This window comes from Flavobacterium calami, assembly GCF_038290035.1.
In the GTDB taxonomy this organism is placed as follows: domain Bacteria; phylum Bacteroidota; class Bacteroidia; order Flavobacteriales; family Flavobacteriaceae; genus Flavobacterium; species Flavobacterium calami.
In genome coordinates this window covers 1-25,069 of the sequence record NZ_JBBYHS010000016.1, presented here as the reverse complement: position 1 = coordinate 25,069, position 25,069 = coordinate 1, and the positions used below count along the sequence as shown (strand labels likewise).

At 33.4% G+C, this 25,069-nt stretch carries 16 protein-coding genes; 3 read left to right on the top strand and 13 right to left on the bottom strand.

The window, feature by feature from the left end; translation table 11 throughout:
* Nucleotides 1-34 precede the first annotated feature (34 nt).
* Entirely contained in the window at nucleotides 35-1,807 is a 1,773-nt protein-coding gene (locus AAEO57_RS15325; protein WP_341693904.1) for a MutS-related protein, read from the top strand.
* Nucleotides 1,808-1,905: 98 nt separating this feature from the next.
* Here the strand turns inward: AAEO57_RS15325 and AAEO57_RS15320 are convergent, their stop codons facing one another.
* From AAEO57_RS15320 to AAEO57_RS15285, 8 genes are all read right to left on the bottom strand, one after another.
* A complete protein-coding gene (locus tag AAEO57_RS15320) occupies nucleotides 1,906-2,271 on the bottom strand; it encodes an HIT family protein (protein WP_341693903.1) in 366 nt (121 codons plus the stop codon).
* A 203-nt stretch (nucleotides 2,272-2,474) separates the two neighbouring features.
* Complete coding sequence (locus tag AAEO57_RS15315; RefSeq protein WP_341693902.1) at nucleotides 2,475-4,829, bottom strand: TonB-dependent siderophore receptor; 2,355 nt, start codon at nucleotides 4,827-4,829, stop codon at nucleotides 2,475-2,477.
* Nucleotides 4,830-5,051: 222 nt separating this feature from the next.
* Nucleotides 5,052-5,777: a hypothetical protein gene (locus AAEO57_RS15310; protein ID WP_341693901.1), complete on the bottom strand. Its 726-nt coding sequence runs from the start codon at nucleotides 5,775-5,777 to the stop codon at nucleotides 5,052-5,054.
* 86 nt (nucleotides 5,778-5,863) lie between these two features.
* Nucleotides 5,864-8,224, bottom strand: coding sequence for a TonB-dependent siderophore receptor (locus tag AAEO57_RS15305; RefSeq protein ID WP_341693900.1), 2,361 nt, complete (start codon nucleotides 8,222-8,224; stop codon nucleotides 5,864-5,866).
* A gap of 304 nt (nucleotides 8,225-8,528) precedes the next feature.
* The gene (locus AAEO57_RS15300; RefSeq protein WP_341693899.1) at nucleotides 8,529-10,949 is read right to left on the bottom strand and encodes a TonB-dependent siderophore receptor; all 2,421 of its coding nucleotides are present in this window, start codon (nucleotides 10,947-10,949) and stop codon (nucleotides 8,529-8,531) included.
* A gap of 379 nt (nucleotides 10,950-11,328) precedes the next feature.
* A complete protein-coding gene (locus AAEO57_RS15295; RefSeq protein ID WP_341693898.1) occupies nucleotides 11,329-13,716 on the bottom strand; it encodes a TonB-dependent receptor domain-containing protein in 2,388 nt (795 codons plus the stop codon).
* Nucleotides 13,717-13,780: 64 nt separating this feature from the next.
* A complete protein-coding gene (locus AAEO57_RS15290) occupies nucleotides 13,781-14,935 on the bottom strand; it encodes a PepSY-associated TM helix domain-containing protein (protein WP_341693897.1) in 1,155 nt (384 codons plus the stop codon).
* A gap of 97 nt (nucleotides 14,936-15,032) precedes the next feature.
* Nucleotides 15,033-17,366 (bottom strand): TonB-dependent siderophore receptor, encoded by a 2,334-nt coding sequence (locus tag AAEO57_RS15285; protein WP_341693896.1) that lies wholly within the window; start codon nucleotides 17,364-17,366, stop codon nucleotides 15,033-15,035.
* Between the two features lie 279 nt (nucleotides 17,367-17,645).
* Here AAEO57_RS15285 and AAEO57_RS15280 point away from each other — a divergent pair, with 279 nt between their 5' ends.
* Nucleotides 17,646-18,806, top strand: coding sequence for an MFS transporter (locus AAEO57_RS15280; RefSeq protein WP_341693895.1), 1,161 nt, complete (start codon nucleotides 17,646-17,648; stop codon nucleotides 18,804-18,806).
* An 83-nt stretch (nucleotides 18,807-18,889) separates the two neighbouring features.
* Here AAEO57_RS15280 and AAEO57_RS15275 read toward each other — a convergent pair whose 3' ends face one another.
* The 5 genes from AAEO57_RS15275 to AAEO57_RS15255 form a co-directional block, all read right to left on the bottom strand.
* Nucleotides 18,890-19,387 (bottom strand): hypothetical protein, encoded by a 498-nt coding sequence (locus AAEO57_RS15275; protein WP_341693894.1) that lies wholly within the window; start codon nucleotides 19,385-19,387, stop codon nucleotides 18,890-18,892.
* A gap of 57 nt (nucleotides 19,388-19,444) precedes the next feature.
* On the bottom strand, nucleotides 19,445-19,921 hold the full coding sequence (locus AAEO57_RS15270) for a DUF6265 family protein (protein ID WP_341693893.1): 477 nt from the start codon (nucleotides 19,919-19,921) through the stop codon (nucleotides 19,445-19,447).
* A gap of 123 nt (nucleotides 19,922-20,044) precedes the next feature.
* Nucleotides 20,045-22,354, bottom strand: coding sequence for a type IA DNA topoisomerase (locus AAEO57_RS15265; protein WP_341693892.1), 2,310 nt, complete (start codon nucleotides 22,352-22,354; stop codon nucleotides 20,045-20,047).
* 147 nt (nucleotides 22,355-22,501) lie between these two features.
* Nucleotides 22,502-22,930: a hypothetical protein gene (locus AAEO57_RS15260; RefSeq protein WP_341693891.1), complete on the bottom strand. Its 429-nt coding sequence runs from the start codon at nucleotides 22,928-22,930 to the stop codon at nucleotides 22,502-22,504.
* A gap of 124 nt (nucleotides 22,931-23,054) precedes the next feature.
* Nucleotides 23,055-24,182, bottom strand: coding sequence for a T9SS type A sorting domain-containing protein (locus AAEO57_RS15255; RefSeq protein WP_341693890.1), 1,128 nt, complete (start codon nucleotides 24,180-24,182; stop codon nucleotides 23,055-23,057).
* A gap of 225 nt (nucleotides 24,183-24,407) precedes the next feature.
* Here AAEO57_RS15255 and AAEO57_RS15250 point away from each other — a divergent pair, with 225 nt between their 5' ends.
* The gene (locus AAEO57_RS15250; protein WP_341693889.1) at nucleotides 24,408-24,953 is read left to right on the top strand and encodes a DUF5995 family protein; all 546 of its coding nucleotides are present in this window, start codon (nucleotides 24,408-24,410) and stop codon (nucleotides 24,951-24,953) included.
* Nucleotides 24,954-25,069 lie beyond the last annotated feature (116 nt).

The window sequence follows — 25,069 nt, the reverse complement described above, 5'->3', positions numbered from 1 at the left end:
AAACCTATATTTGTGGCTCAACTAAATTGCAAAGATGGACTATTATCAAAACAGGGTTTCCTATTATACAGAGTCATTAAATAAAACCAATAAAAAATTTAACACCATCAGTCTTTTAAGGCTTTTGAGTATTTTTAGTTTTTTGTTTCTAATGTTTTATTATATTAAAACTGATGAGATTCTATACTTAATAAGTGCATTGTTATTTTTTGTTGGTTTTATTTTTTTAATGCGTATTCATTCGCGTTTGTCCTTTCATAAACAGCTTTTAACTGCTCTTTTAAAAATCAATAAAAATGAAATCTCTTTTCTGAAAAGAGAGAAGCTTACTTTTGAAAACGGCTTCGAATTTAACGATTTTCATCATCCGTATGCGTACGATCTGGATATCTTCGGAGAGCATTCTTTGTTCCAGAATTTAAACAGAACGGCCACTTTTATCGGAAAAAAAACATTAGCAAATCAATTATTGAAATTGAATTCGAATGAAGTTATTCTTGAAAATCAGGAAGCTGTAAAAGAACTTGCATCAAAAATAGATTGGCGCCAAGAATTGAATGCGCTTGGAGTTGTCAGTCATGACAGTAAAGTTTTTTATGAGTCTTTAATGTATTGGAAATCATTTAGAAATAATTCTTTACCTAAAGTTTTAGATATACTTTCATTTGTTTTGCCAGCATTGTTTTTTGGTTTTCTGACAGCTTATTTTATTACCTCAAAAACAATTCTGTTGTCGTATCTGACTTATGTTTTTATTGGAAATCTTATCGTTTTAGGAAGGGCATTCAAACAAATTCAGTCTGAAATTGCCAAAGCGGATAATATTGATAAAATCATCAAACAATATGGACTTTTGGTTGAGAAGATCGAATCAGAAAAATTTGAATCCAAAAAGTTAATTAGCTTACAGCAACAGCTGGTTTTTAAAAATACATCTGCCAGTTTGCATTTGAAACAGCTTTCGGAATTGTTTTCCAGAATGGATACGATTAATAATCTTGTGACGGCTACGCTCTTTAATGGTTCATTTTTATTTAATCTTCATGTTTTAAAAGCACTTTTAAAATGGAAAGAAGAGCATGCGGATCAACTAGAAAAATGGATTGATGTGATTGGTGAGTTTGAAGCTTTAAGCAGTCTGGCAAATATGGCTTATAATAATCCTGATTTTGTGTTTCCGGAAATTAATTCTGAATATAAAATCGGATTTAAAAACCTAAGCCATCCATTATTAAATCCGTTGAGCAGAGTAGGGAATGATACGCATTTTTATCCGGAATCTTTTATGATTTTAACAGGTTCTAATATGTCCGGAAAAAGTACTTTTTTAAGGAGTCTTGGTGTGAATATGGTTTTAGGAGGAATAGGCTCAGTAGTCTGTGCTTCAGAGGCCAAAATTCATCCACTTCCAGTTTTAGTTTCAATGCGTTTGTCAGATTCTTTAGCAGATAGCGAATCCTATTTTTTTGCTGAAATCAAACTTTTAAAGCAAATTATGGATGCGTTGGAAGAAAAACCGGCTTTTGTTTTACTGGATGAAATTTTAAGAGGAACCAACTCTGATGACAAACGAAACGGAACAATTGAAGTAGTCAAAAAGGTGATTGCTAAAAATGCAATTGGTGCTATTGCAACGCATGATATTGAAGTTTGTCTGACTACAAATGAATATCCTGACATTTTAACCAATCAGTGTTTTGAAGTCGAAATAAAAGACAATGATTTACATTTTGATTACAAACTTCGTGACGGAATTTGTCAAAACAAAAGTGCTACTTTCTTAATGCAAAAGATGGGGGTTATTTAACTTTAATCAATTAGTATCATAATGATAAAAGCTTTTTCTGCATTTCAAAATTGAAAGAGGCAGAAAAAGCTTTTTTATATACTTGCTTTTATTGAGAATTACAAGTTGGCTTTAATTTTTTCAATAACAGCATCATATTCAGCATCAGATAAATAGGTTTTTTGAGGATTCATTTCAAAAACACTTCCAAATCCGTAACCGTCTTTGTATTTCGGAACGATATGCATGTGCAAATGTGATAAAGTGTCACTAAATGCACCATAATTGATTTTATCAGGATTAAAGGCTTTTGCAATAGCTTTTGCAACTGTAGCAACATCCTCCATGAATAAATTACGTTGTTCGTCACTTAGTTCATAAAATTCAACTGCGTGATCTTTGTAGACTACATTTAAACGGCCTGTATAAGACTGTTCTTTAAAAAGAAAAAGCTGCGAGACTTTTAAGTCTGAAACTTTTATCATTAACTGATGTAAGGTGTCGTTATTTTGACAGTAAAGACATTCTGAAACTGGACTAGGCATGTTTAAATAAATAAAAAGGTTTATAATAATTGAGGTTCTTCGGGCAAAAATACTTTTTATTTTAAAAAGAAAAACTTTTTCCGTCTTTCAAAAATGAAAGAAGCAGAAAAAGTTTTTTAGTAAAGGTAAAACCTGATTTTAGGTTATAATTTGTATTTCAGGCTAACCATTACCTGACGGGGAGCGATAGGGTTTGTACTGTAATTTTCGTGTACTGTATAGTTTAACTCATCTGTAAGATTAGATAATTTACATAATAGAGATACTTTTTTCCATTCGTAACCTGCCGTTGCATCGACCGTTACGTAACCTTCTAATGGAATGTCACGATCTCTGATAGTAACTGTGTATTTTGGATCATTTGGGTTAGTAGGTGCTGGTTTAATTTCTGTCCATAAGTAATCATCATTCCAGCCTCCTGTGCGGTCTCCGATATAGCTTCCAATTGCACCAAAAGAAAATCCTTTTAAAACTCCATCATGTATTTTGTAGAAAAAGCTCAAATTTGCCGTATGTCTTGGTGTTCTTGCTAAAATATCACCAACAACTAAACTTCCGCTAGTTCCGGATGATTTTGAAACTTTAGTTTCATTAAAACTATATCCGGCTATAATGTTTAAACCTTCTACAGGTCTTGCAGTAACATCGATTTCAATTCCTTTACCTTTTGTAGCTCCAACTAGTTCTTTTAAATTTGTATTTACGTTTTCAGTAACACCATCTGCCTGATATTGGGCCGTTTGTGCTAAGTTGTTGTTTTCAATCATATAAACTGTTACGTTGGTACTTAAATCCCCTTTCCAGAAGTCTTTTTTGATACCTACTTCGTACTGATCAATGATAGACGGATCTAATGGTTTAAAATCAACTGTAGTTCCTGTATTTGGTGTAAACGAGTTAGAATAGCTGGCAAACAGCGACATGTCTTTGTTAGGCTGTATAACAAGACCTGCTTTTGGAGAAAAAGCTCTGTTTAGCACCTTTGCGGCAGTTACAGGAGCTGCATTTTCATATGGAGTTTTAATTATATTTTTATTAGTAGGCTGTCCGTTTACGATTTCTTTTTCAATTACTTCTTTTGTTGTAGTAACCTGACTTTCCTGCCATGACCAACGAATTCCTCCTAAAAACTTGACGTGTTCTGTGATAGAAATTAAATCTTGTGCAAAAACTCCAAAACGTTTTGTTTCTGTTGTAGCCAATTGGGTTATTCTGTTGCTGTAAGGTACATTAAGGCTTTGAGTGCTGTAATCGTAGTTTAAGATATTTATGGCTTTTGCCTCTGTTGTTACAAGATCAGCAGGTTTTGCAGGATCAAAAAAACCAAAAGTATAGCTTGGTGCCATTGAGTATTCGTAGTCAGCCCCTGTAAATAGTTGATGTTTGATTTTTCCGGTATTAAAAACACCCTGAAGATTCAGTTGGTCTGCAAATATATTTTCTCCAGCATCAGCCTTTGTTAAGCCTCTTTTCCAAAGAACTTCTGTTGCGCCCGTTGTGCTATTTGTAGAATAGGCTAAGTTCGATAATTGTGCAGTTGACGTTTGAGTTCTTCTGTATGTTTGAAAAGAAGAATTGAATCCTAATTTCCAATTATCATTGAAGTTATGGTTAAACAGTAACGATGCGCTTGAAGATTTTGTGTTTCCTGTTGACCATAGCGCTCCAAAAAATTGATTGCGTGGTAAATCCAAAATTTCTTTTCCAACGATTCCGGTTCCAAAATCAGGTGTCCAGTCCGCACTTAAGTAATCTCCTTGTAATGTAATTTGAGTTTTTTCAGAAAGATTAAACAAAAGAGAAGGATTAAAATAAATACGATCATTTTTTACATAATCTCTAAAGCTCTCCGAATTTTCGTAAGATGCATTTATACGGTAAGCAATGGATTGGTTTAGAGGTCCATAAATATCAATTGACGGTTTGTAATAAGCATAGCTTCCCATTTGTATAGACAACTCACCACCTTGTGTAAACTTTGGAGTTTTGGTAACTAAGTTCAGAATTCCTCCAGGTGTAACATTTCCATATAATAATGCTGAACCGCCTTTTAAAAATTCTACTTTTTCTAAACCGGTAACATCTGGAATAGAACCTGCATTATAACGAAAACCATTTTTAAACATGTTATTGGCATCCATTGAATAACCTCTTGACCAAAATGATTCCTGTGCGCCACCACGTGCAGACCCAACATAGACACCATTAGCATTCTTGATAACATCACTCAGACGAATAGCCTGCTGTTGTTCGATAACTTCGTTTCCAATAATCTGAACGCTCTGAGGCAAATCCATCACTTTAATTCCTGAACGAGCTGCTGAAATTGGTTTTTTGGGTTTATTGGCAGTAATTTTAACTTCATTAAGGATTTGTCCTTTTTTGTTTTTTACAGTATCATTAATTGCCGAAGCATTATCTGTATCTGATTCTTTTATATTTTGGCTATAGGAAATAAAACTTACAAATGATAAAACCAGTAGTAATTTATTCTTCATGTTGTTTATTTAGATTTAATAAAGATAATTTTTTTCTGCAAATATAAAGACACGTTTATGCTTTAACAAAATATTTAGAGAATTATATTTATTAAAATAACATTAAAAATAGCTTAATATTTGCTTAAAATTTTAATTAAGTTTATTTAAATTAGTTAAAAATAACTACAAAAAAACCTTGCTGTTTGAGCAAGGTTTAATGAATTTAAAGTAAAAAATAAATTATTTTACAGCAATTAGATAAGTTGCCATTTTCCAGATTTCATCATATTTTTTGCCATTATGTTCACCTGCTGTCTTTTCAGTATAAGCAAACTCTACCATATAGTTACCAGACCATATTGGAGTAAAGGAGACTTCACCATTTTCATTACTCCATAATTCTTTTTCCCAGCCATTTGGTGCGATTACCTTTATTTTCTGCTCCTTTGCAATCTTGCCATCGTAAGAAGCAGTTACAGTTACTTTGTTTTTTTGTTTTGCATTAATTACATCTTTAGAAAATAAGCTGATGACATTTGAATTTGCAGTAGCTTCGTTTCCTTTAGTAGCTATACCAACTGTAACGGTAGCACTTGAGTTGTAATCTAAAACCATAGTTCCGTACACATCTTTTACTTTATGGTGCATGGCAATGGTATAAACCCCGTCTTCATCAGGAGTAAAAAAGGCCTGATATTTATTTTCAAGGGCTTTAGCCGTTAGTTTAGTTTCTTTTTTTGAAGGTGAAATCACTATTAAGGTAAATTCCTTTAAATCTGAAAACCATTTATCGGCTTTAGTAATGTCATTATCTGCGTATTCTCCAAAAAATACGGATATTTCCTGAGCTTTGCCCTTTGTACCTGTAGCTTTAGTTTCGATCCATAAGGCGTGGGCAAAGAGGGCAGGGCTTACTACAAGCATTAGAACTGCAAAAGCTATTTTTTTAAAGTTATTTGATTGCATAATTTTATATTTAAGATTAATATTTAATGTATAAAACTCCCCAATAAGATGAGGAGTTTTAGTGTGAAATGAATTACTGTCTTTAATTAAAATTTATAAGAAACAGAGAAACGAACGTTTGTTCCTGGTTCTGATTGCCAGTAATATGTTTGGTTGGACGTATAGTATCCTCCAGAAAATAAATATTTATCTAATATGTTATTTACAAGGATATTATATGTCATTTTGTTTTTGGTATAAGTTAAACCACCATCCAGACGGAAATAATCCGGTAATTGCGTTTCATCATTAGATGCAAACCAAGGTTTTCTGTCTACCTGATATTGGTATCCTAAAGAGAACCCTATGCCATTCAATGCACCATTGTCTATTTTGTAATTTAACCAGGTATTCTGAACATGTTTTGAAGTTCCGGATAATTGGCTGCCCACAGATGCAGGATTACTCTCATCTTTAGTGATTTTACCTTCGGTAAAAGCATAATTAATTACTACATCAAGATTCTTTAAAATCTCACCTCTGATATCTGCTTCAAAACCTTTTACTTTTTGTTGTCCGCTTTGTATGCTAAATTGCATATTATTAGGATCTGGTGTAAGAACATTGTTATTGACAATTTGGTAAAGAGCAAATGTTGAATTCCATTTTCCATTCATCCAGTCTCTTTTAAATCCTAATTCATAGTTTGTGCCTGTTTGAGGGTCAAAGCTTTTACCACTAGAATCAGTTCCGTAATTTTCGTTGAATGATTCGTCTCTTAAAGCATAAACAGAAGTGTTTTTATTAATTGACCAGCTCAGTCCTAAACGAGGAGTGAATTTACTGTCTTTGAATTCTCCGGAATATACATTTGCTGTTTTTAAAGTAGTATATCTACCTGCAAGTGTCAGGCGAAGTGTGTTGTCAAGAAATCCAAGTTCATCTTGTACATAAAAAGCATTGTAAGCATTTTTATATTGAACTCCTCTTACTTTTATATCTACGCTTGTATCAAAAACAGGCATATTACTTGCATTCATAGTCCCGTAAACAGGGTTGTAAATATCAAGATCAGTAAGCAAGGCGCTTTGATTCCAGTCATAATAATTGATTTTATCACTTAAGTCAATACCAGCAAGTATTTTGTGGTTAACAGATCCGGTTTTTTCTTCTCCATTTACATAAAATTGCCCAGTTTTAGCCACAGCATAATCTTCTGATATGTATACACGTCTGGTCATAATATTTTCATCAGGACCTGTAATTGCATCCGGCCACATTGACATACCTTGCTGAGTATAATGAAAATAAGCTCCTTGTCCTGTAAATTTCCAGTTATCGTTTATTTTGTGATCAAGAATAAGAAGAAGACTTCTGTCATTCATGTTTGTTGGATCAAAATTGCCTTCTCCTGTAGTAAAGTCTCTTGGCAGATCAGCATATCCTTTTTTAGAAAAAGCATAATTAGTTCCAATCATGTTTACTTGTGAAAATTGATGTGTATATTCTAATGTAAGAGATGTATTATCATCAAAAAGGTATTTTAATACTGGAGCTATAGAGTAGCGGTTATTGTAATCAAATTGACGGTGACTGCCTTTTGCCTGTCCCATTACATTAATACGGTATAATAGTTTTCCGTCTTTTGATAATTTTCCGTCAAAATCAAGGGCAGCTCTGTATAAATCAAAACTTCCTAATGTAAGAGTAGCTTCTCCTTTGTTACGTCCGCTTGGTTTTTTAGTTACCACATTGTACAGTCCGCTTGCGTTTCCGTTTGATAACATGAATCCTGCAGGTCCTTTTACGAACTCGATACGTTCTACCATACTCATGTCTTCTGTCAATGGTCCCCAGGTTGTGCTTACATTCATACCGTTTCTAAAAGGATTTACACGGCTACCTCTCATGAAAATGTTGGCATAGTTGTCCCAGTGTTCTACTCTTGTAACACCACTTACGTTTCTGGTAGCACCTTCAAGCATATCAAAAATTTGTTGATCCTGCATCAATTTTGCAGTAACAACCTGAATATTTTGCGGGATTTCGATAATAGGCGATTGCAAACGAAGTGATGATGAAATTCTGTTGGTTTTTGAAGCACTCTTGTTGCTCAAAACGACAACCTGATTAAGCTCAGTATTCGATAAAGTTAGTTTTAAATCTGTAGTAGTAACTTCACCGGCAGTAATAGTAACTTCTTCTTTAATATCATCATAACCAACTAAAGTAACCACTAATGTTTGTGTACCTGCAGGAACGTTTTTAATTTCATATACCCCGTTGTTATCCGCAATTGTAGTTTTGTTTGTTCCTTTAACGGAAACAGAAACTCCTTCTGCAGCTTTATCATCACTGGTTTGTATGGTTCCTTTTATTGTACCGCTCTGAGCAAAAGAAGTTGCTATTGAAATCAAAAAAACGGCAAAAACCAAAAGGTATTTTGTTCTATAATTTTGTTTATTCATTGAAATTAAGTTTGTTTGTTATTTAGACTTGATAAGAATAGTGCAAATGTAAAATTTAATATTTGTTTAACAAATCTTATTTAGATTAAATATGGATAATTTTTTTAATGCTTTGATTATAGGTAAGTAAGGTCGTAAAAAAAAATGCCTTACTGTGGGAGTAAGGCATTTTAATTAGTTTGTTTAGTGTGAAATTTCTTAACAATAAATTTTGTTTAGTTCGCATGAAAAAAAACTTTGAATATTTTAAACACATAAACTAAAAATTAAAGGCACCAATTTTGGATCTCCTTTATAATTATTTTTAAAATTTATAGGTAAAACTCGCTACAACATTTCTTGGTTTTTGCGGATTTACAGTTGCCCATCCGCCATTAAAGTATTCTTTGTTTGCAATGTTATTGATGTTTAAAGCAACCCTGAATTTGTTAGAGCCATAAAAAACAGAACTATTCATGACCGTATAAGATGGCAATACAAATTTTCCAAGAGTCACGCTGTTTACGACTGCATTTTCACTGGCATAATTTCCTCCAAAGCCGAAGCCAAAATCTTTCAGGGCTCCATTATTAAATTTATAGGTTGCCCAAAGATTTACTAAATTTTCAGGTCCGGACCACATGGGTCTTTTTCCTTCTTCCAGCCAGACATTTTTCATGTCGCCTTTGGTTACTTTACTGTCGTTATAACTGTATCCGGCAATAATATGTAAACCTTTTGCTGGAGAAGCATTCAAATCAAATTCAAAACCTTTGCTTTGGGCTTCACCGCCTTGCAAACTTCTTTTTATATCAGCAGGATCAGCAGTTAGCAAATTAGCTACTTTGATATCATAATAACTTACCGTAGCATTTAATTTATCGTTTAAAAGATTTGCCTTGATTCCAAATTCTAATTGGTTAGCATGCTCCGGTTCGAAGTTCTGAATTCCAGTTGGGCTATTACCTGGAGTAACGTTTTTAAAACCATTCATGTAATTGGCAAATAAGGACAGTTTATCTTCAATTGGCTGGTATAATAAGCCAAATTTAGGAGATAATGCCGTTTGGTCATAATCATCCTTTTCATTTGTAATGTCAGCTTCATTGTCAAAATAGTCAATACGTAAACTTGCCATTGCAATCAATTTAGGAAAAATATTCATTACATCAGAAGCATAAGCACTATAAGTACTATTTCTCGAATTATAATTACTGGTGTCTGTAGCAGAAAGTAGTTTGTCGACAGATGACTGCGTTAAATAATTCGGATTATTTTCATCATATTGTCTCACTTCACCCTGAGGGGTAACGTTGTAAACTCCAACCCATTCGGTACCTCCGTACATTACATTTTTTTGAAAATAATCAAGCCCGATTACAATACGGTTTCGCATGCTGCCAATTTTGAAATCACCAACAAAATTTTGCTGAATATCAGTAGTTGTTGTGAAAGAATCTTCTTTTGTAATAATGATTCCAAAATCCCCATCCCCATTTTGATTGTCATTAATGTATGAATAATATCCTTTAGATTTTGTAGACCCTCTTGATAATGCCGTTTGCGAAGTCCATTGGTCTGATATTTTATAATTCATCAATGCCTGCAAATTGTATTTTGGGTTTTTAATGGATAGGTCATTAATGGTAAAAGATAACTTTGTATTGTAATTTAACTCTTCAAGATTACTGAATTGTAATGGTTTACTTCTTCCCAAAAATAAAATTGTAGGTGTTGTTTTTTCTTCCTGCATAAATTCAGTATTAATAAGGAAAGATAATTTTTCGTTGACCTTGTAGGATAGGACAGGTGCTAAAAAGTAAGAAGTGCGAAAACCTGCGTCCTGAAAACTGTTTTCTGTCTGAAAGGCGGCATTGACTCTTATGGCAACATTATCAGATTCATCTATAGAAGTGTTTACATCTGCGGTGACTCTGTTCAGACCGAAACTTCCGGCAAGATAAGAGACTTCTGCACCAAAACCCGAATACGGTTTTTTGGTTACGGTATTTATAAATCCGCCATAACAAACAAGACTGCTGCCAAACAAAGTTCCGGATGGTCCTTTTATAACTTCAATACGTTCAATATTTGCCGGATCCAGACTACCGTTTGTCAAGCCAGGTAATCCATTTACAATTTTTGCTTGTGTTTCAAAACCACGCAAGGTATAATAGGAACCTCCATTTCCGGCAGCACCTGTAGATTCCCATAATTTTTGAATACCGGGTACATTTTTTAAGGCATCTTCAAAATTGGTTATTGCCTGTTCTTTTAATAAGTCTGCTGTAACAACATTATAAACTTGAGGATTTTCGATGTTTTTCAGAGGCATTTTAGAAACATAAGTGCTTTGTTTCGGAAAAAGTTTTGCCTTATTGTTATTGTATATTGTTACTTCCTGTAATTGTTTATTAGAAACTTTTAATTGAAGATTTAGAGAAGTTGTTTCGCCGTTCTCAAAATTTACAGTTTGTTCAAGAGTTTCATATCCGGGCAAGGAAACCAGCAAAATGTAATTATTGGTTTTTATTCTGTTAAATTCAAAAACACCTTCTTCGTTAGTTACTGTACTATATTTACTATTTTTAAGAATGACATTTACACCCACAGCAGGTTCGTTATCAGAGGTAGTTATCTTACCTTTTATTTTGCCGTTGTTTTGGGAAAAAGTATTTGTTGCTGAAATTAGAAACAAGCAAATTATAAAAATAAAATGTGGAATTCGAAGATTAAAAAAGGCCATGTTTTTGGTTAGATTAGTTGTTTTGAATTAAAAACAGGCAAATGTAAAATATTATTTGTGGTAGAGAGTGTTGGAATAATTATTTTTTAGGTTAACAAAAAAACACCTCTATTTAGAAGAAGTTTTAAATAGAGGTGTAATATAGATAGATTTAAAATCTTAAAGCTTTAATGTCTTATTTAATGCAATGTTTCTAGGAGCTAAAGAATTATTATCGATTACCATATTTCGTCATTAAAATTGTATACCTGATTGTCCCTATTTTTTTTTCTTAAGATTTTAACTCTTAAAAATATAAAGCATGTTCTTAGCGGTTTGAAGAAACTAAATAAGCAAACTAAGCCTTGATTTTATTAAAAAGAATAACTAAAAAAGAGTTTTATAATTTGTATGTAAAACCTACTGCAATATTTCTCAACATTTGAGGTGTACCTGTTCCTACAATATAATATTGTTCATTGGTAATATTATTTAGCTTAAGGTTTAGGATAAGTTTTTCAGTACTATAAAAAACAGATGCATTCGCAACAGTGTAGCCGTTGAATATAAAAGTATTAGATGTGTTGTACCAGGAGTCACTTACATAATTCCCTCCTGCACCAAGACCAAGGCCGCTTAATTTGCCTTTCATTATTTTATAGCTAATCCAAAGGTTTGCAATGTTTTTAGGTGCAAAGGTTGCAAATTTACCCTGAAGAGCTGTTGAGTTTTTAGTATATATGTTTTCGTTAAATCCATAACCAGCAACAATATTCAGTCCTGCAATAGGATTGGCAATTACGTCCGCTTCGAATCCTTTACTGTGCTGCGTTCCATTTTGTACTGTATAGGCTGCGTTTGCAGGATCAGGATAGGTAGCATTAGTCACCCGAATGTCGTAATAACTAAATGTGCTGCTTAATTTACCGTTAAATAAATCGAATTTTACACCTCCTTCAGTTTGATTAGCCTGCTGTGGTTTTAATACAGTTATATCTCCATTAGGAGCAGTTGGAGCAGGTGCCACATTTACAAAACCATTATTGTAATTGGTAAAAAGTGATATTTTGTCTTTCAGCACTTGATAAACGATGCCTAATTTTGGAGAGAATTGTGTTTGGTTATAATTACCAGTTATTAATCCTGTATTTTGTGAGTATACGCCATTATTTATAGCTCGGGTAAGTCTCAAACTTGCCATTACCAATAAGTTATCTGTTACGTTTAACACATCTGAAACATAAGCACTATATTGATCCAGTTTAGAACTTCTAAAATTGTATTTAACTAATGAATTTGCCGTCTCTACCTGAGTTTGACTAATTTCAGGAATAGGTTTGGTTAGATCTACTGTATCTTTATATCCATCGGTTAATGCTAAAGGACGATTTAATCCATAGTAATATTGCGACCAATCTATACCTGCGACAATGCGATTTCTAAGTTTACCTATTTTAAAATCACCAACAAAGTTTTGTTGTAGCTGTGTTTGACCAAATTTATTATCAGGTTCCCATAATCCAACGACTCTGTTAACAGAAGTATTGCTTGTAAAAGTAGCAGCTGAATATAAATATTGTTTTGGATAATGTCCTTCAGAAAACATATAACTGGTTTGTGAAGTCCAACTTTCCGAAATTTTATAATTTGCTGTAACATTTACATTATTCATGAAGTTATAATTGGCAAGACCATTACTGCTTAAACTTTTATCATAAGGAAGTAAATCTTTTAAACTTTTTGCAGTAACTCCAGAGCCAATAGTATAAACATAAGTGGCATTGTATTTTTGACTAACAATATCGACATCAATATCTAAAGTAAGATTTGGATTCACTTTATAAGTTAATTTTGGAGAAAAAGAATAGCTGTTTGCCCAAAGTGCCCCATCACCATTAACATAACCATTTCTTGTTTGATACGAAGCTGTAGCTCTAAATAACAATGTTTTTTCTTTATCAAGAGGCGTATTTACATCAGCCGTTATTCGGTTTAGTTGATAACTACCGGTTGTATAAGATACTTCGCCTCCAAAAGTTTCGTATGGTTTTTTAGTAACATAGTTAAGAACTCCTCCTAAACTGGTCGAAATATTACTAAATAGAGTGCCCACAGGTCCCTTTATAGCTTCAACACGTTCAATATTAATAGGGTCTTCAGGTGCAATAGCTGCAGAATTCATACCGTTTCTAAGTGATTGATAACTAGTAAATCCTCTGGATACAATACCAACGCTGCCACCTCCGGCAGCACCAGGTATTGCTCCGGGTATATTTCTATGGACCTGTGACATATCTGTAGCCAGCTGTTCCTTTATTAACTCCTTACTCACAGTGTTGTATACTTGTGAGTTTTCTAAATTTTTCAGTGGCATACGTGCGACATAAACTGTTTCTCTATCGGCAAATTTATTTGCCTTGTTGCTATGTATCACGATCTCTTTTAATTCCTTGTTAGAAACTTTTAATTGTAGATTAATTGTGGTTGTCTCATTTTCGTTAACGGTTATTTCTTGCTGTGCTGTTTCATAACCGGTTAATGAAATTTGCAGTGTATAAGTATTAGGTTTTACACGGTTTAATTCAAAATTACCATCTTCATTGGCAATTGTACCATATTTCGAGTTTTTAAGAATGACATTTACACCCGCAGCAGGTTCACCGTCAGAAGTAGTAATATTTCCTTTTATTTTTCCGTTGTTTTGTTGAGCAGCACAACTAAGCGAAAAGAATAAGAATGAATAAACTATAAATACAAAATTTTGAATTTGTTTGTTAGAATGGTTCATAAATTATTTTAAATGGTTAATTTTCTAATTTCAAAAAGATTATTTTTTTTGAGCTAATGTCTAATTAAGGAGAGGTTTTCTTTTTCTTGTTATTTCGTCCCCACCAGATTAAAAAGCCTGTAATGGGTAAACTCGCGGAAACCAGACTCGCAATAAAGGCTAATATTTTTCCGGGAAACCCAAGAATACTTCCAACGTGCAAATCATAATTTATGAACCGGAATTTTTCACCATTATTTTTGTCTTCGTAAGTTGTGGTTAGAAGTTGCTTCGCCGTGTACTGATCAAACTGTATTGATACATCATCAAAACGGCTTTCATGTTTGATAAAAGCGCCTACAGTTCCCAATGAATCATTTGCTTTAGGCATAAACATAAAATAACTTTTAGCATCAGGCCGCAATTGTTTTATGGTATTGTAAATCTTATCAACCGGTTTATTTTCGGTATAATGAAGGGTATCAGATTCGATAACTTTGGTATCTTTTTCAATGTTTTTTCCTCCATTAAATACCCATTGGATCCCTTTGTCATAACATTCAAAAGCCCATACTAAACCGGTAAGCGCAATAATCAAGGCAAAAATCATCATGTAATACCCCAGGATGTTATGTAAATCATAATTTTTACGTTTCCATTTAGTGGTATCTTTCCATCGAAACCAAAATCGCTGTTTGGCTACCTGTTTATTTTTTGGCCACCAGAGTACCAGACCTGTAATTAATGAAATGATAAATATAATGGTTGCAGTTCCTACGATTGGATCTCCTATTTTGCTGTCAAAACATAGTGTTTGATGCAGCATTCGTATAAATACAAAAAACTCAAAGTTGTATTCTTCCAGTTTTTTTACTCTTCCTGTATAAGGATCTAAATAGACGTAAGTACTCTGATAACGATTCCAGTACCAAATAGCATCTTTGTCTAGTTCTTCAAAAAACCAGATCATTACGGTACGCTTATCGTCATTCATTATTTTGCATCCGGAAAGTGTCTGTTTCGGATTGCTTTTGTTGGCTTCTTCTGCAATTTCTATTAACTGGCTAACAGGGAGTTTTTTACTTTTTACCTGATCTACACAATAATAGTCATGAACTATAGGCCGTAATTCTTCCTCAAAAACATACAAGCAGCCTGTAATTCCGAGTATAACTACAATTAGCCCTGAGGATAATCCCAGCCATAAATGTACTTTCTTTATAAAATTTTTAAATGTCATGTTGAGTACGCTACAACTGCTTAAATAAAAGCTGTTATTATATATTTAAAACACCTCATTCCTTAATGAGGCGAGGTGTTTTTTGTTGTAATTAGTTTTAAAATTTTAATGATAAACTTACCAGAAGGTTTGTTGGAGCTTGTGATGCTCCCCAGATATCCCAATATTTTTCGTTGGTTATATTGTTTAGTTTCACACCAACTCTCCAGTTTGGCTGATCGTAAAATGCAGTAGCATTGTAGATCATGTAAGATGGCATATAAAAAGTATTATCAACGGTGAAATAATTATCATCGACATAATTGGCACCTATACCGAAACCTAATCCTTTAAATTTATTTTGAAAAGTATAGGTAGTCCAAAAATTCACTACGTTTTCAGGAGAACTTGCAGCTTTATTTCCCTCAAGTTCAGGGTTAGTTGCTTTCAGAATACGATTGTCATTATAAGCATATCCTGCAATAATACTTAATCCGTTTATTGGTTTGGCGATTAATTCAAAATCTACTCCTTTGCTTTCTTGTTTTACATCCTGCATAGTATCTCCATTGGCAAGTGTTCTGGTACCATTATCAATTGTAATATTGTAATAGCTGGCAGTAGCGCTCAGTTTTTTATTAAAAGTTTCTGCTTTTATACCTCCTTCATACTGATTGGCATATACAGGGTCTAATACTAATGTTTCACCGCTTGAAGGCTGTGGTACAGGAGCATAATTCTGGAATCCGTTCATGTAATTTCCAAACACTGAAACCTGATCTTTAACAATTTCATAAACCAGTCCAAATTTAGGAGACAGAGCATTTTGGTGAAATGCAGTTACAGTTCCTGCCTGATCACGGTTAAAATTGTCAAAACGTAAACTTAGCATCGCTGATAATCGGTCAGTAAAATTGATTACATCACAAACATAGGCGCTAAACGTTTCCTGATCTCCAACCGGAGATGTAGTCAGCGTTAATACTGCATCTACTGCTTTTCTTCTAATCGGGGCGAAGTTGGTAGTTACATCTATATTGTCAAGATAGGTTGTGGCAGTTCTTCCTCCTGAGAAGTTAGATTCATATTTTCTTAAATTGATACCTGCAAGAAATTTGTGTTTGAATATCCAGGTAGAAAACTGACCATTAATATTTTCCTGTAGATTGGTATAATTATTAAAAATAGGTCCCCAAAGTCCAACTCTTCTGGAAGCGTTTGTTGGAGAAGTCCAGTTAGCGTAGCTTTGATAGCTCCGTTCTACGTCTTCACCTACGAAAGAAAATATAGTAGTAGATTTCCAGTTTTCGGAAATTTCATATTCAGCCTGTGCAAAAATTTTGGTTGCTGAAGTTTTCGCATCATTGTCATCATGGAACATAGATTTTTTATAATCTATCTTTAATTGCTCTGGATTGTTTATGCCAGAAGCTGTATCATAAGTGTTATAGGTTCGTCGGGTATTGTTTGAATTATACAATTCTGCATCAAAATGGAATGTAAGTTTGTCGTTTGCTTTAAAAGTAAGACTTGGAGCAACAGCCAGTGATTTATTGAAACCATAATCTAAAAAGCTTTTTTCATTATTTACAGCTAAGTTGATTCTGAAAAGTACTGTTTTTTCTTTATTTAAAGGCGTATTTACATCAGCAGTAAGTCGGTTAAGACCAAAACTTCCTCCAGTATAAGTTACTTCTGAAGCTGTAGTTTCGAAAGGTTTTTTGGTAACCAGATTCACCACACCACCAAAAGAAGATACAGATGAACCAAATAAGGTTCCTGAAGGACCTTTCATCACCTCAATCCGTTCTACGTTTGACAAATCTATAGAAGAACGCCCCGTAACAGTTTCCATACCATTTCTGGCGTTAACCCCAACGGTAAAACCTCTGAATCCTATTCCAATTCCACCCGAAGGATAACTTACTGGTACAGCACCTGCACTATTTCTTATGGCTGTTTCAATGTTTACGGCAACTTGTTCCTGTAAAAGTTCTTTGTGAATTACACTGTACACCTGAGGATTTTCAAGATTAGCTAATGGCATTCTGGCAACATAATCTGTCTTTTTGGACATAATGCTTTTTTTACCGCTTACCACAACCTCCTGTAATTCTTTATTAGAAACTTTCAGTTGTAAACTAAGCGAAGTAGTTTCATTTTCAGAAACATTTACTTCCTGCTCTAAAGTCTCATAACCCGTTAAAGAAACTTGTAATGTATAGGTATTTGGAGCTACTCTGTTAAACTCAAAATTTCCCTCGTCATTGGTTACGGCATTATATTTTGTTTTTTTCAGGATGATATTTACATCTGCTGCCGGAGCACCGTCAGAGGTCGTAATGATTCCTTTTATTTTTCCGTGGTTTTGTTGTGAAAACATGCTAATTGCCGAAAATAGCATACTGATTGAAAATAGAAAACGGAGTGTTTTCATTTTTAGATACTTCATTATAAATTTATTTTGGTTAAGGAAATTTAATTTTATTTAGAATAAATAAAAACAATGCAAATGTAAAAATTAATATTGCGTTAGCAAATATTATTTAGAATGAATAAATATAATTTTCTCCAGTTTATTGCATTAGTTAAAAATTTAAAAAGGATAAATTGTTAAAATTTTAATTTTTAAGTACTTATGTTTGTATCTGTATAATTCTTTTTTAAGAAAAGTTAAAAGAAAGGATGTTGCTTCAAAATACCTTAATTTTGCAGTCTGAAAAATGACTTCATGATTTTACCTTTCTTCAAAAAAATTCAAAATACTCCCCGTGGCTATCGTATAGCTAATACTGTCTTTTTTTTCCTTTCAGGTTTTGGATATTCTTCATGGGTATCCCGAATACCACATATTCAGGCACAATTGCATTTATCCGAAGCCCAGTTCGGAGCTGTTTTATTCGCATTTCCAATTGGATTAATGCTGACAATGCCTTTTACAGGAAAATTATTGAACAAACATAGCAGCCGCTATATCATGCTTTTAGGAGCAATTATGTTTAATATTGTGCTGTCTTTACCGGGATTAGTTGCTTTTGTATGGCAGTTGGTTATTGTGCTTTTAATTTTTGGAGCTTCCCGTAATATTTTCAATTTATCAATTAATGCTCAATCTCTTGAAGTACAAAAATTATATCCAAAATCAATCATTACCCGTTTTCATGCGGTTTGGAGTATTGCTGTTTTTGCAGGAGCAGGTTTAGGATACGTAATGGTAACACAGCATATTGCGCCATCCCATCATTTGTTGGGAGTGAGTGTTTTTATGCTGGCGCTGACGGCTTGTTTTTATCCGTTGAGTATTCATAATGTGCCTGTACCCGTTAAAAAGAAGTTCTTCTCAATGCCGGAAAAAAATCTGGTAAAATTCGCTTTGATTTGCTTTGTTTCCATGGCTTGCGAAAACACTATGTACGACTGGAGCGGAATTTATTTTGAAAATATATTAAAAGCTTCTCCAAAATTAACCAGTGCTGCTTTTGTGTTTTTTGCCACAGCGGTGACTTTAGGACGTATATTTGGAGATTATGGTGTAATGAAATTCGGAACCAAAAAGATTTTGCTCTATAGCGGAATCCTGATTACTGTAGGTTTTGCCATTTGTTTCATCCTTCCGTATGCATACCCTACTATTTTTGGTTATGTCTTAATAGGTGGAGGGGTTTCCTGTGTAGTTCCGTTAGTTTTTAGTATCGCCGGAAGATCATCAAAATTAAGCAGTGGTTCAGCCTTAACTTCTATTTCTACAATCGGTTATCTCGGATTTTTACTGGTTCCGCCAATGGTTGGTTTTATCTCTGAATATCTGAGTATGAAATGGGCGTTTCTGGTAATGGCGCTTTTAGGTATTCTGATGATTTTTATGGTGAATAAAATAGGGGAGAATGAGTAGTTTTTTTTAAAGTTGATAAGGTTCTTAGTCGCTAAGATTCTAAGTTTTTTTTGTAGCTAATTTATTCTGTTGTCTTCTTTTTATTATTGAAAATTTGTCAAAACTTCTATTTTATAAGCTTCCTTAATTTTTGAAGCAATTTTTAGAGCTGTATTTCTATCATTTGCAAAATATAATGTGAAAGACTTTTCGCTAAGGTCGAAAACATTTATTTTTATTGTCTTTTCGGTTATAGTTGTAGTGGCACTAGATTTAAAACCTCGCCCTCCAAAAGTTTGTTTTACAGTTGTTTCCACTAAAGCTAAATATTTGATTTCGGGTAAAAATTTCCACGATAGACCAATTTTAATTCCATATATAGAAAATAGTTTTCTAAACTTTTTGTTTTGAAAATCAATTTCCAAGCCTTCTGAAGAGATAAAGAAAATTCCCCAATAAGCTATCAGTAAATAGATTAAAAAATGAAGTGGATTATTTCCTGTATTGATAAAAATTATTACCAAAACACATGGTACAAATAATAGATTGCCAATAATAAGTTTGAGTAAGGGAGTTTTTTCAACGTATGTGAATTTTTTCATTTTGTAATGTAATTATACTTCGAACTAAAAACTTTTTACATTTTACAAAAAAAGAAATTACTTTTTTATCATCACAAACTTCTCAGAACTCGGTTTTCCATTCAAATTCCCAGAAATCTCAGCCGTCAAAGTATTATTAGCTCCTTTTGTATAAGTGATTTTTTGAGGATAATCATGTTTCGTGTTTTCGAAAACCAATTGTTTATCTGATTCCGAAGTAGAAGGAAAGGCAACCGGTTTATCGTCATTTTGACCTTTTACAGTTGCTTTGTAGGTCAATGTTTCACCCAATTGAGCCAAAATAATAGTTTCAAAATGCAATGTGTCTTTTCCTTTAATGAAATAAGATGCGGCACTAAAAGTACTATCGTTTAATTTTTGCCAGTTTTCGGTTAAAAGACCATCTGGAGATGTGTTCTCCCAGTTTCCGATTAACCAGTCTGCTTTTTTGATTTTATCTTTTTCAACGGTTTGTTTTTTCTGGCAGGAAACGAAAGCTATAATAAGTGCGATAACAGTAATTTTCTGAAACATATTTATAAGGTTTTTGATTGTACTAAAGTATGAAAAAGAATTGTTTATTTGTGAAATGTGAAATGTGAAATGTGAAATGTGAAATGTATATTCGTAGACATCTAACATTTTACTTCTTACTTTTTATTTTTCTTCGCAAAGAATCGAATAAACCAATTCCTTAGTCGGTTTTTGATCTTTTAGTTTAGCTCGAACTTCATCAAAAGTAACTTTAAAATCACAGCCCGATTTATATTCGGCACAACCATAAGCAGTTTTGCCTTTCAGTATTGTTCCTTTTTTGCATTTCGGGCAAACTAATGAATCTGAACTTTCTTTAGTTTCTGCTTTTTTCTCGGTTTTCTTAGGTTCTAATTTCAGTTTGTAATTTTCTTCAAAACGAATTAAACCTTCAACAGTACCGGAATCGGTTTTAAAACCTTTTATATTAACTGTAGAACCCTTTTGGACCAATCGTAAATATTGACTTTCCGTAATTTTTTTATTGTGAAAAATAAAAGGGAGTACAAAATCACAGCCCGATTTATATTCGCTGCATCCAAAAGCAGATTTCCCTTTAATTAGATTTCCTTTCTGGCATTTCGGACACGTTTCTGCCGTAATTCCAGACGCTTTCTTTTTCTCTTTTTCCGTTTTTACAACGTGTTTCTGAATCGTTGCTGCGTGCGAAATATTAGCATGTTTGGTTTCGCTTCGAACTTCATAAACCAAAGCTTCAACCATTCGTTTCATGTTTCTGATGAAAGCTGCAGCGGTAAAAGTTCCTTTTTCAATATCTTTCAATTGTTTTTCCCAGGTTCCGGTAAGTTCAGCCGATTTGACCAATTCATTCTGAATCGTATCGATCAACTGAATTCCGGTTAAAGTGGGTAAAACCTGTTTTTTATTTCGAACAATATACTGGCGTTTGAAAAGCGTTTCAATAATATTCGCACGCGTTGACGGACGCCCGATTCCGTTTTCTTTCATCAATTCACGTAAGTCTTCGTCGTCAACTTGTTTTCCTGCGGTTTCCATAGCACGAAGTAAAGTCGCTTCGGTAAACTGATTTGGCGGTTTGGTTTCTTTTTGAAGAAAAGAAGGTTCATGAGGTCCTTTTTCGCCCACAGTAAAACTCGGCAGTAAATCGGGTTCTTTTTCTTTCGCATTCGGATCTTCAAAAACCACACGGAAACCTTTCTTTAGTATCTCTTTTCCTGTGGCTTTAAAAGTAACATCCGCAGCTTTTCCAATAACTGTAGTGTTGGCAACGAGACAATCATCATAAAAAACGGCAATAAAACGTCTTGTAATAATATCGTAAACCTGCTGCTGATTGTATGCTAAATTATTTTGAACTCCTGTTGGAATGATAGCATGGTGATCGGTTACTTTTTTATCGTTGAAAACCTTTGGCGATTTTTTGATTTTTTTCTCTAAAACAGGCTGAGTCAATTCTGCATAATTGGTTAGTTTCTGTAGAATTCCCGGCACTTTCGGATAAATATCATTCGGTAAAAAAGTCGTATCAACTCTGGGATAAGTGATAACTTTCTGTTCGTACAAAGTCTGGGCAATTTTCAGTGTTTCTTCTGCTGAAAATCCAAATTTCTGGTTGCAATACACCTGTAAACCGGTTAAGTCGAAAAGTTTAGGAGCATATTCGTTTCCGTTTTTTTTATCAACAGAAACAATTTCAAAATCACTTTCTTTGACTTTTTCTGCCAGAATTTCTCCGTCTTCTTTGTTTAAAAAACGGCCTTCTTCATAACTAAAAAGCGTTTCTCTGTATAAAGTCTGTAATTCCCAGTAGGGTTGTGGCTTAAAGTTTTCGATTTCTCTAAAACGGTCTACAACCATCGCCAATGTTGGCGTCTGCACGCGTCCAATAGACAGAACCTGTTTGTAACCGCCATGTTTTACGGTATACAAACGGGTGGCGTTCATGCCGAGCAACCAGTCGCCAATGGCTCTTGAAAATCCGGCATAATATAAATTATCGTAATTCGCTGAAGGTTTCAGGTTTTCAAAACCTTCTTTAATAGCCTCTGTGGTAAGTGACGAAATCCATAAACGTAGAATTTTTCCCTTATAATGCGCTTCGTTCATCACCCAGCGCTGAATCAGTTCTCCTTCCTGTCCGGCATCCCCGCAGTTGATGACTACCTCGGCTTTGTCAAAAAGACTTTTAATGATTTTAAACTGTTTCTGGATTCCAGAATTCTCAACGACTTTGGTTTCAAATTTTTCAGGAAGCATTGGGAGATTGTTCAAATCCCAGCTCTTCCAGTGTGGTTTGTAATCGTTTGGTTCTTTTAAGGTGCATAAATGACCGAAAGTGTAGGTTACAGCATAGCCGTTACCTTCATAATAACCATCGTGCTTGGTATTGGCTCCCAAAACGGATGCAATTTCACGTGCTACACTTGGTTTCTCGGCAATACAGACCTTCATTTTTCTATTCTTGTTGGGAGAGCGAAATTAGGTATTTTTTGTAAAAAAGTGGCTAAGATTCTAAGATACTAAGATTTTAAGTTTTGAACGAATTTTTAATTCCTCGTTTTCTGGCACTGTATTTTTGAATGATGATTTTGAATTAATTTAAATTTTAAAAATATCAATTCTTTGCATCCATGAAATTTCTGATTCTAAAAACTGAAGTTTCGTTCTAACTATTTTATCGCTTTTATCTCTTGGATTTTTAGTTATGAATCGAGCTTTTGAATTATTAAAATTTAAAGTATATTTTTCGTCAAAATCTTCATTTTTATTTGATAAAAAAGTAATCAGGTTGTCTTTTGAACTCCACTTTCCTTTTCCGTATGTATTGACTTCAGGTGGAATACCGCCTTTTATTTTTGAATAGGAATGAAACACAAATGTACCGTCCTGATTTAAAACTAGTTTGTATTCAATTACATGCTTTCCTTCCTCACCAAGTGTGCGTGTATATTCGCCGGAAAAATCTTTTGATTGAGCAAATGAGTTTAGGCCAATTATCAAAAGCAGGGATACAATTACGATTTTCATCTATAAAAAGTTTAAAGATTTTTATTACACAAAGGTTGATTTTTTTTCTTTCATAAATAAAAAAAGCTGCAAAAATATTTTCTTGCAGCTTTTGTAATAAATTGAAAAATGTTTTTACTTCAGACTATTTAATGAATTTAAATGATTTACTGCCTAATCTAATTATATAAGCACCATGGCTATATGAACTGATGTCAATTGAGTTTTCACCTGCAGAAAGTTCTTTTGAAGTAATTAATTGTCCGGATAAAGTATAAATTGATGCCAACTGATTGTTTTCTAATCCGGAAATAATAAGTGCTGTTTTTGAATTATAAACAGAAACTCCTTTTAAATCCTGACTGAATTTATTGTTAGATAAAGTGGCATCCTGTACAGTAACTACTTTCCCCTGATTTAATAAGGTCATGTATAATTTGTCACCAATCAAAACTACATCTCTGAAATTCGCATTAAAAGGTGTTCCATTATTGTTATCCTTGTAAATTGTATTTTGAGCCACAAAAGTCAATGGAGTTGGCAAATTAAGTGGTTTCGTTCCAATACGATTTCCATCTGCAATAAATACGTTATTTCCATTTACAAATAATCCTTTGTTATAGTTTAAACCGGTAAGGTATTCTGACACATTAATTACAGTTTCTGTAGTGTCGAAACCAAAAACTTTCTGTACACCACCTACAGATATCATTAAATTATTGTTATAAAAAGCCATATCATTTGCTTCTTCATCTTCAGCCAAATTGTTTACTACAACAGTAGCCACAGGATTATTTACATCTATTTTTTGAATCTGAACTGTATAATCATCCAGAGCTACTTCAAATTCAGATGCAAAATAGATTGTAGATCCTGTAATTGCTAATGCCGAAACATAATTTGGAGTAGTATAAATTACATTAACAGGTGCACCCGGATTATTGAGGTCAAGAGCAATAATTCTACATCCAAAAGCCTGATTAGCAACTTCATCGTAATTTTCTTCCGAGATGTAAAGAATATTACCGCTAATAGCAAGATTGTTCATGTAAAAATTTGCTGCAGCTGTGTAAATTACATTTGCAGTAGGAGAGCCGGAAGCCGTATTTATTTCATACAATTTTTTAGGTCCCTGTACATATAATATATTTCCTTTGTTGATTATTGCCGAGGGCTCGTCTAAATTTGAAATATAATCCGTAGCTTCTTGTTGCGAATAAGAAATAGAAAAAATCGCAAAACTTAAAAGAGTAAAGAGTAGTTTTTTTGTCATAAAATAATGATTTTTAAAGTTAAAATTAACTTCAAAATTACATAATGCTCCTATTTAAAAAAATACTCCTTTTGGTGTATTTTTTAAAAACAGTAAAGCTGTAGAAAGTTTATCAAAACATTAACTGAGTTTTAAAATAACAGGATAATTCTTTAAAATATTAATTTTTTTAAAGATTAAAATAATTATATTCGCTCTTGCTAATTTAATCTTAATTAATTAAAAATGAGTATAAAACAAGCTGCTACTATAGATGAAGTCATTGTATTATTAGATGAAATAATAGAAATATCAAAACAGGAGCAGAGTGCTTTGGGATTGTTTACCGCATTGTATCGTGAAGTTACCCTGAAAGTAAAAGAAGGGATTCAAAACGGTTCTTTTCAGAATGGTGAACGAATGGAAAAACTTGACGTAATTTTTGCCAATCGATATCTGAAAGCGTATTATCAATATAAAGCCAAACAAAAAGCATCTGAATGCTGGGAATTCTCTTTTCAACAGGCCGAAACATTTTGGCCAATAGTGGTTCAGCATTTATTGCTCGGAATCAATGCACATGTAAATCTGGATTTAGGAATCGCCTCAGCCGAAGTCAGTACGGCTGAAAACATCAAAGACTTGGAATCTGATTTTAATCAAATCAATATTATTCTCAGTAATTTAGTCGAGCATGTCGAAAAATGCTTAATCAAAATTTGGCCAACACTCACTTTTTTATTAAAATTTTCGGGTAAAATAGAGAATTTTTTTATTGATTTCAGTCACTAGTGTCCACTTAAAATAAGTTAAAAACCAGCTGGTTAGTATTATGTTCATTGATATTATTGTAATCTGATTTCATAAGTAGTTCATTTATAAATGTTTTATCGAGTAATGATGCGGAT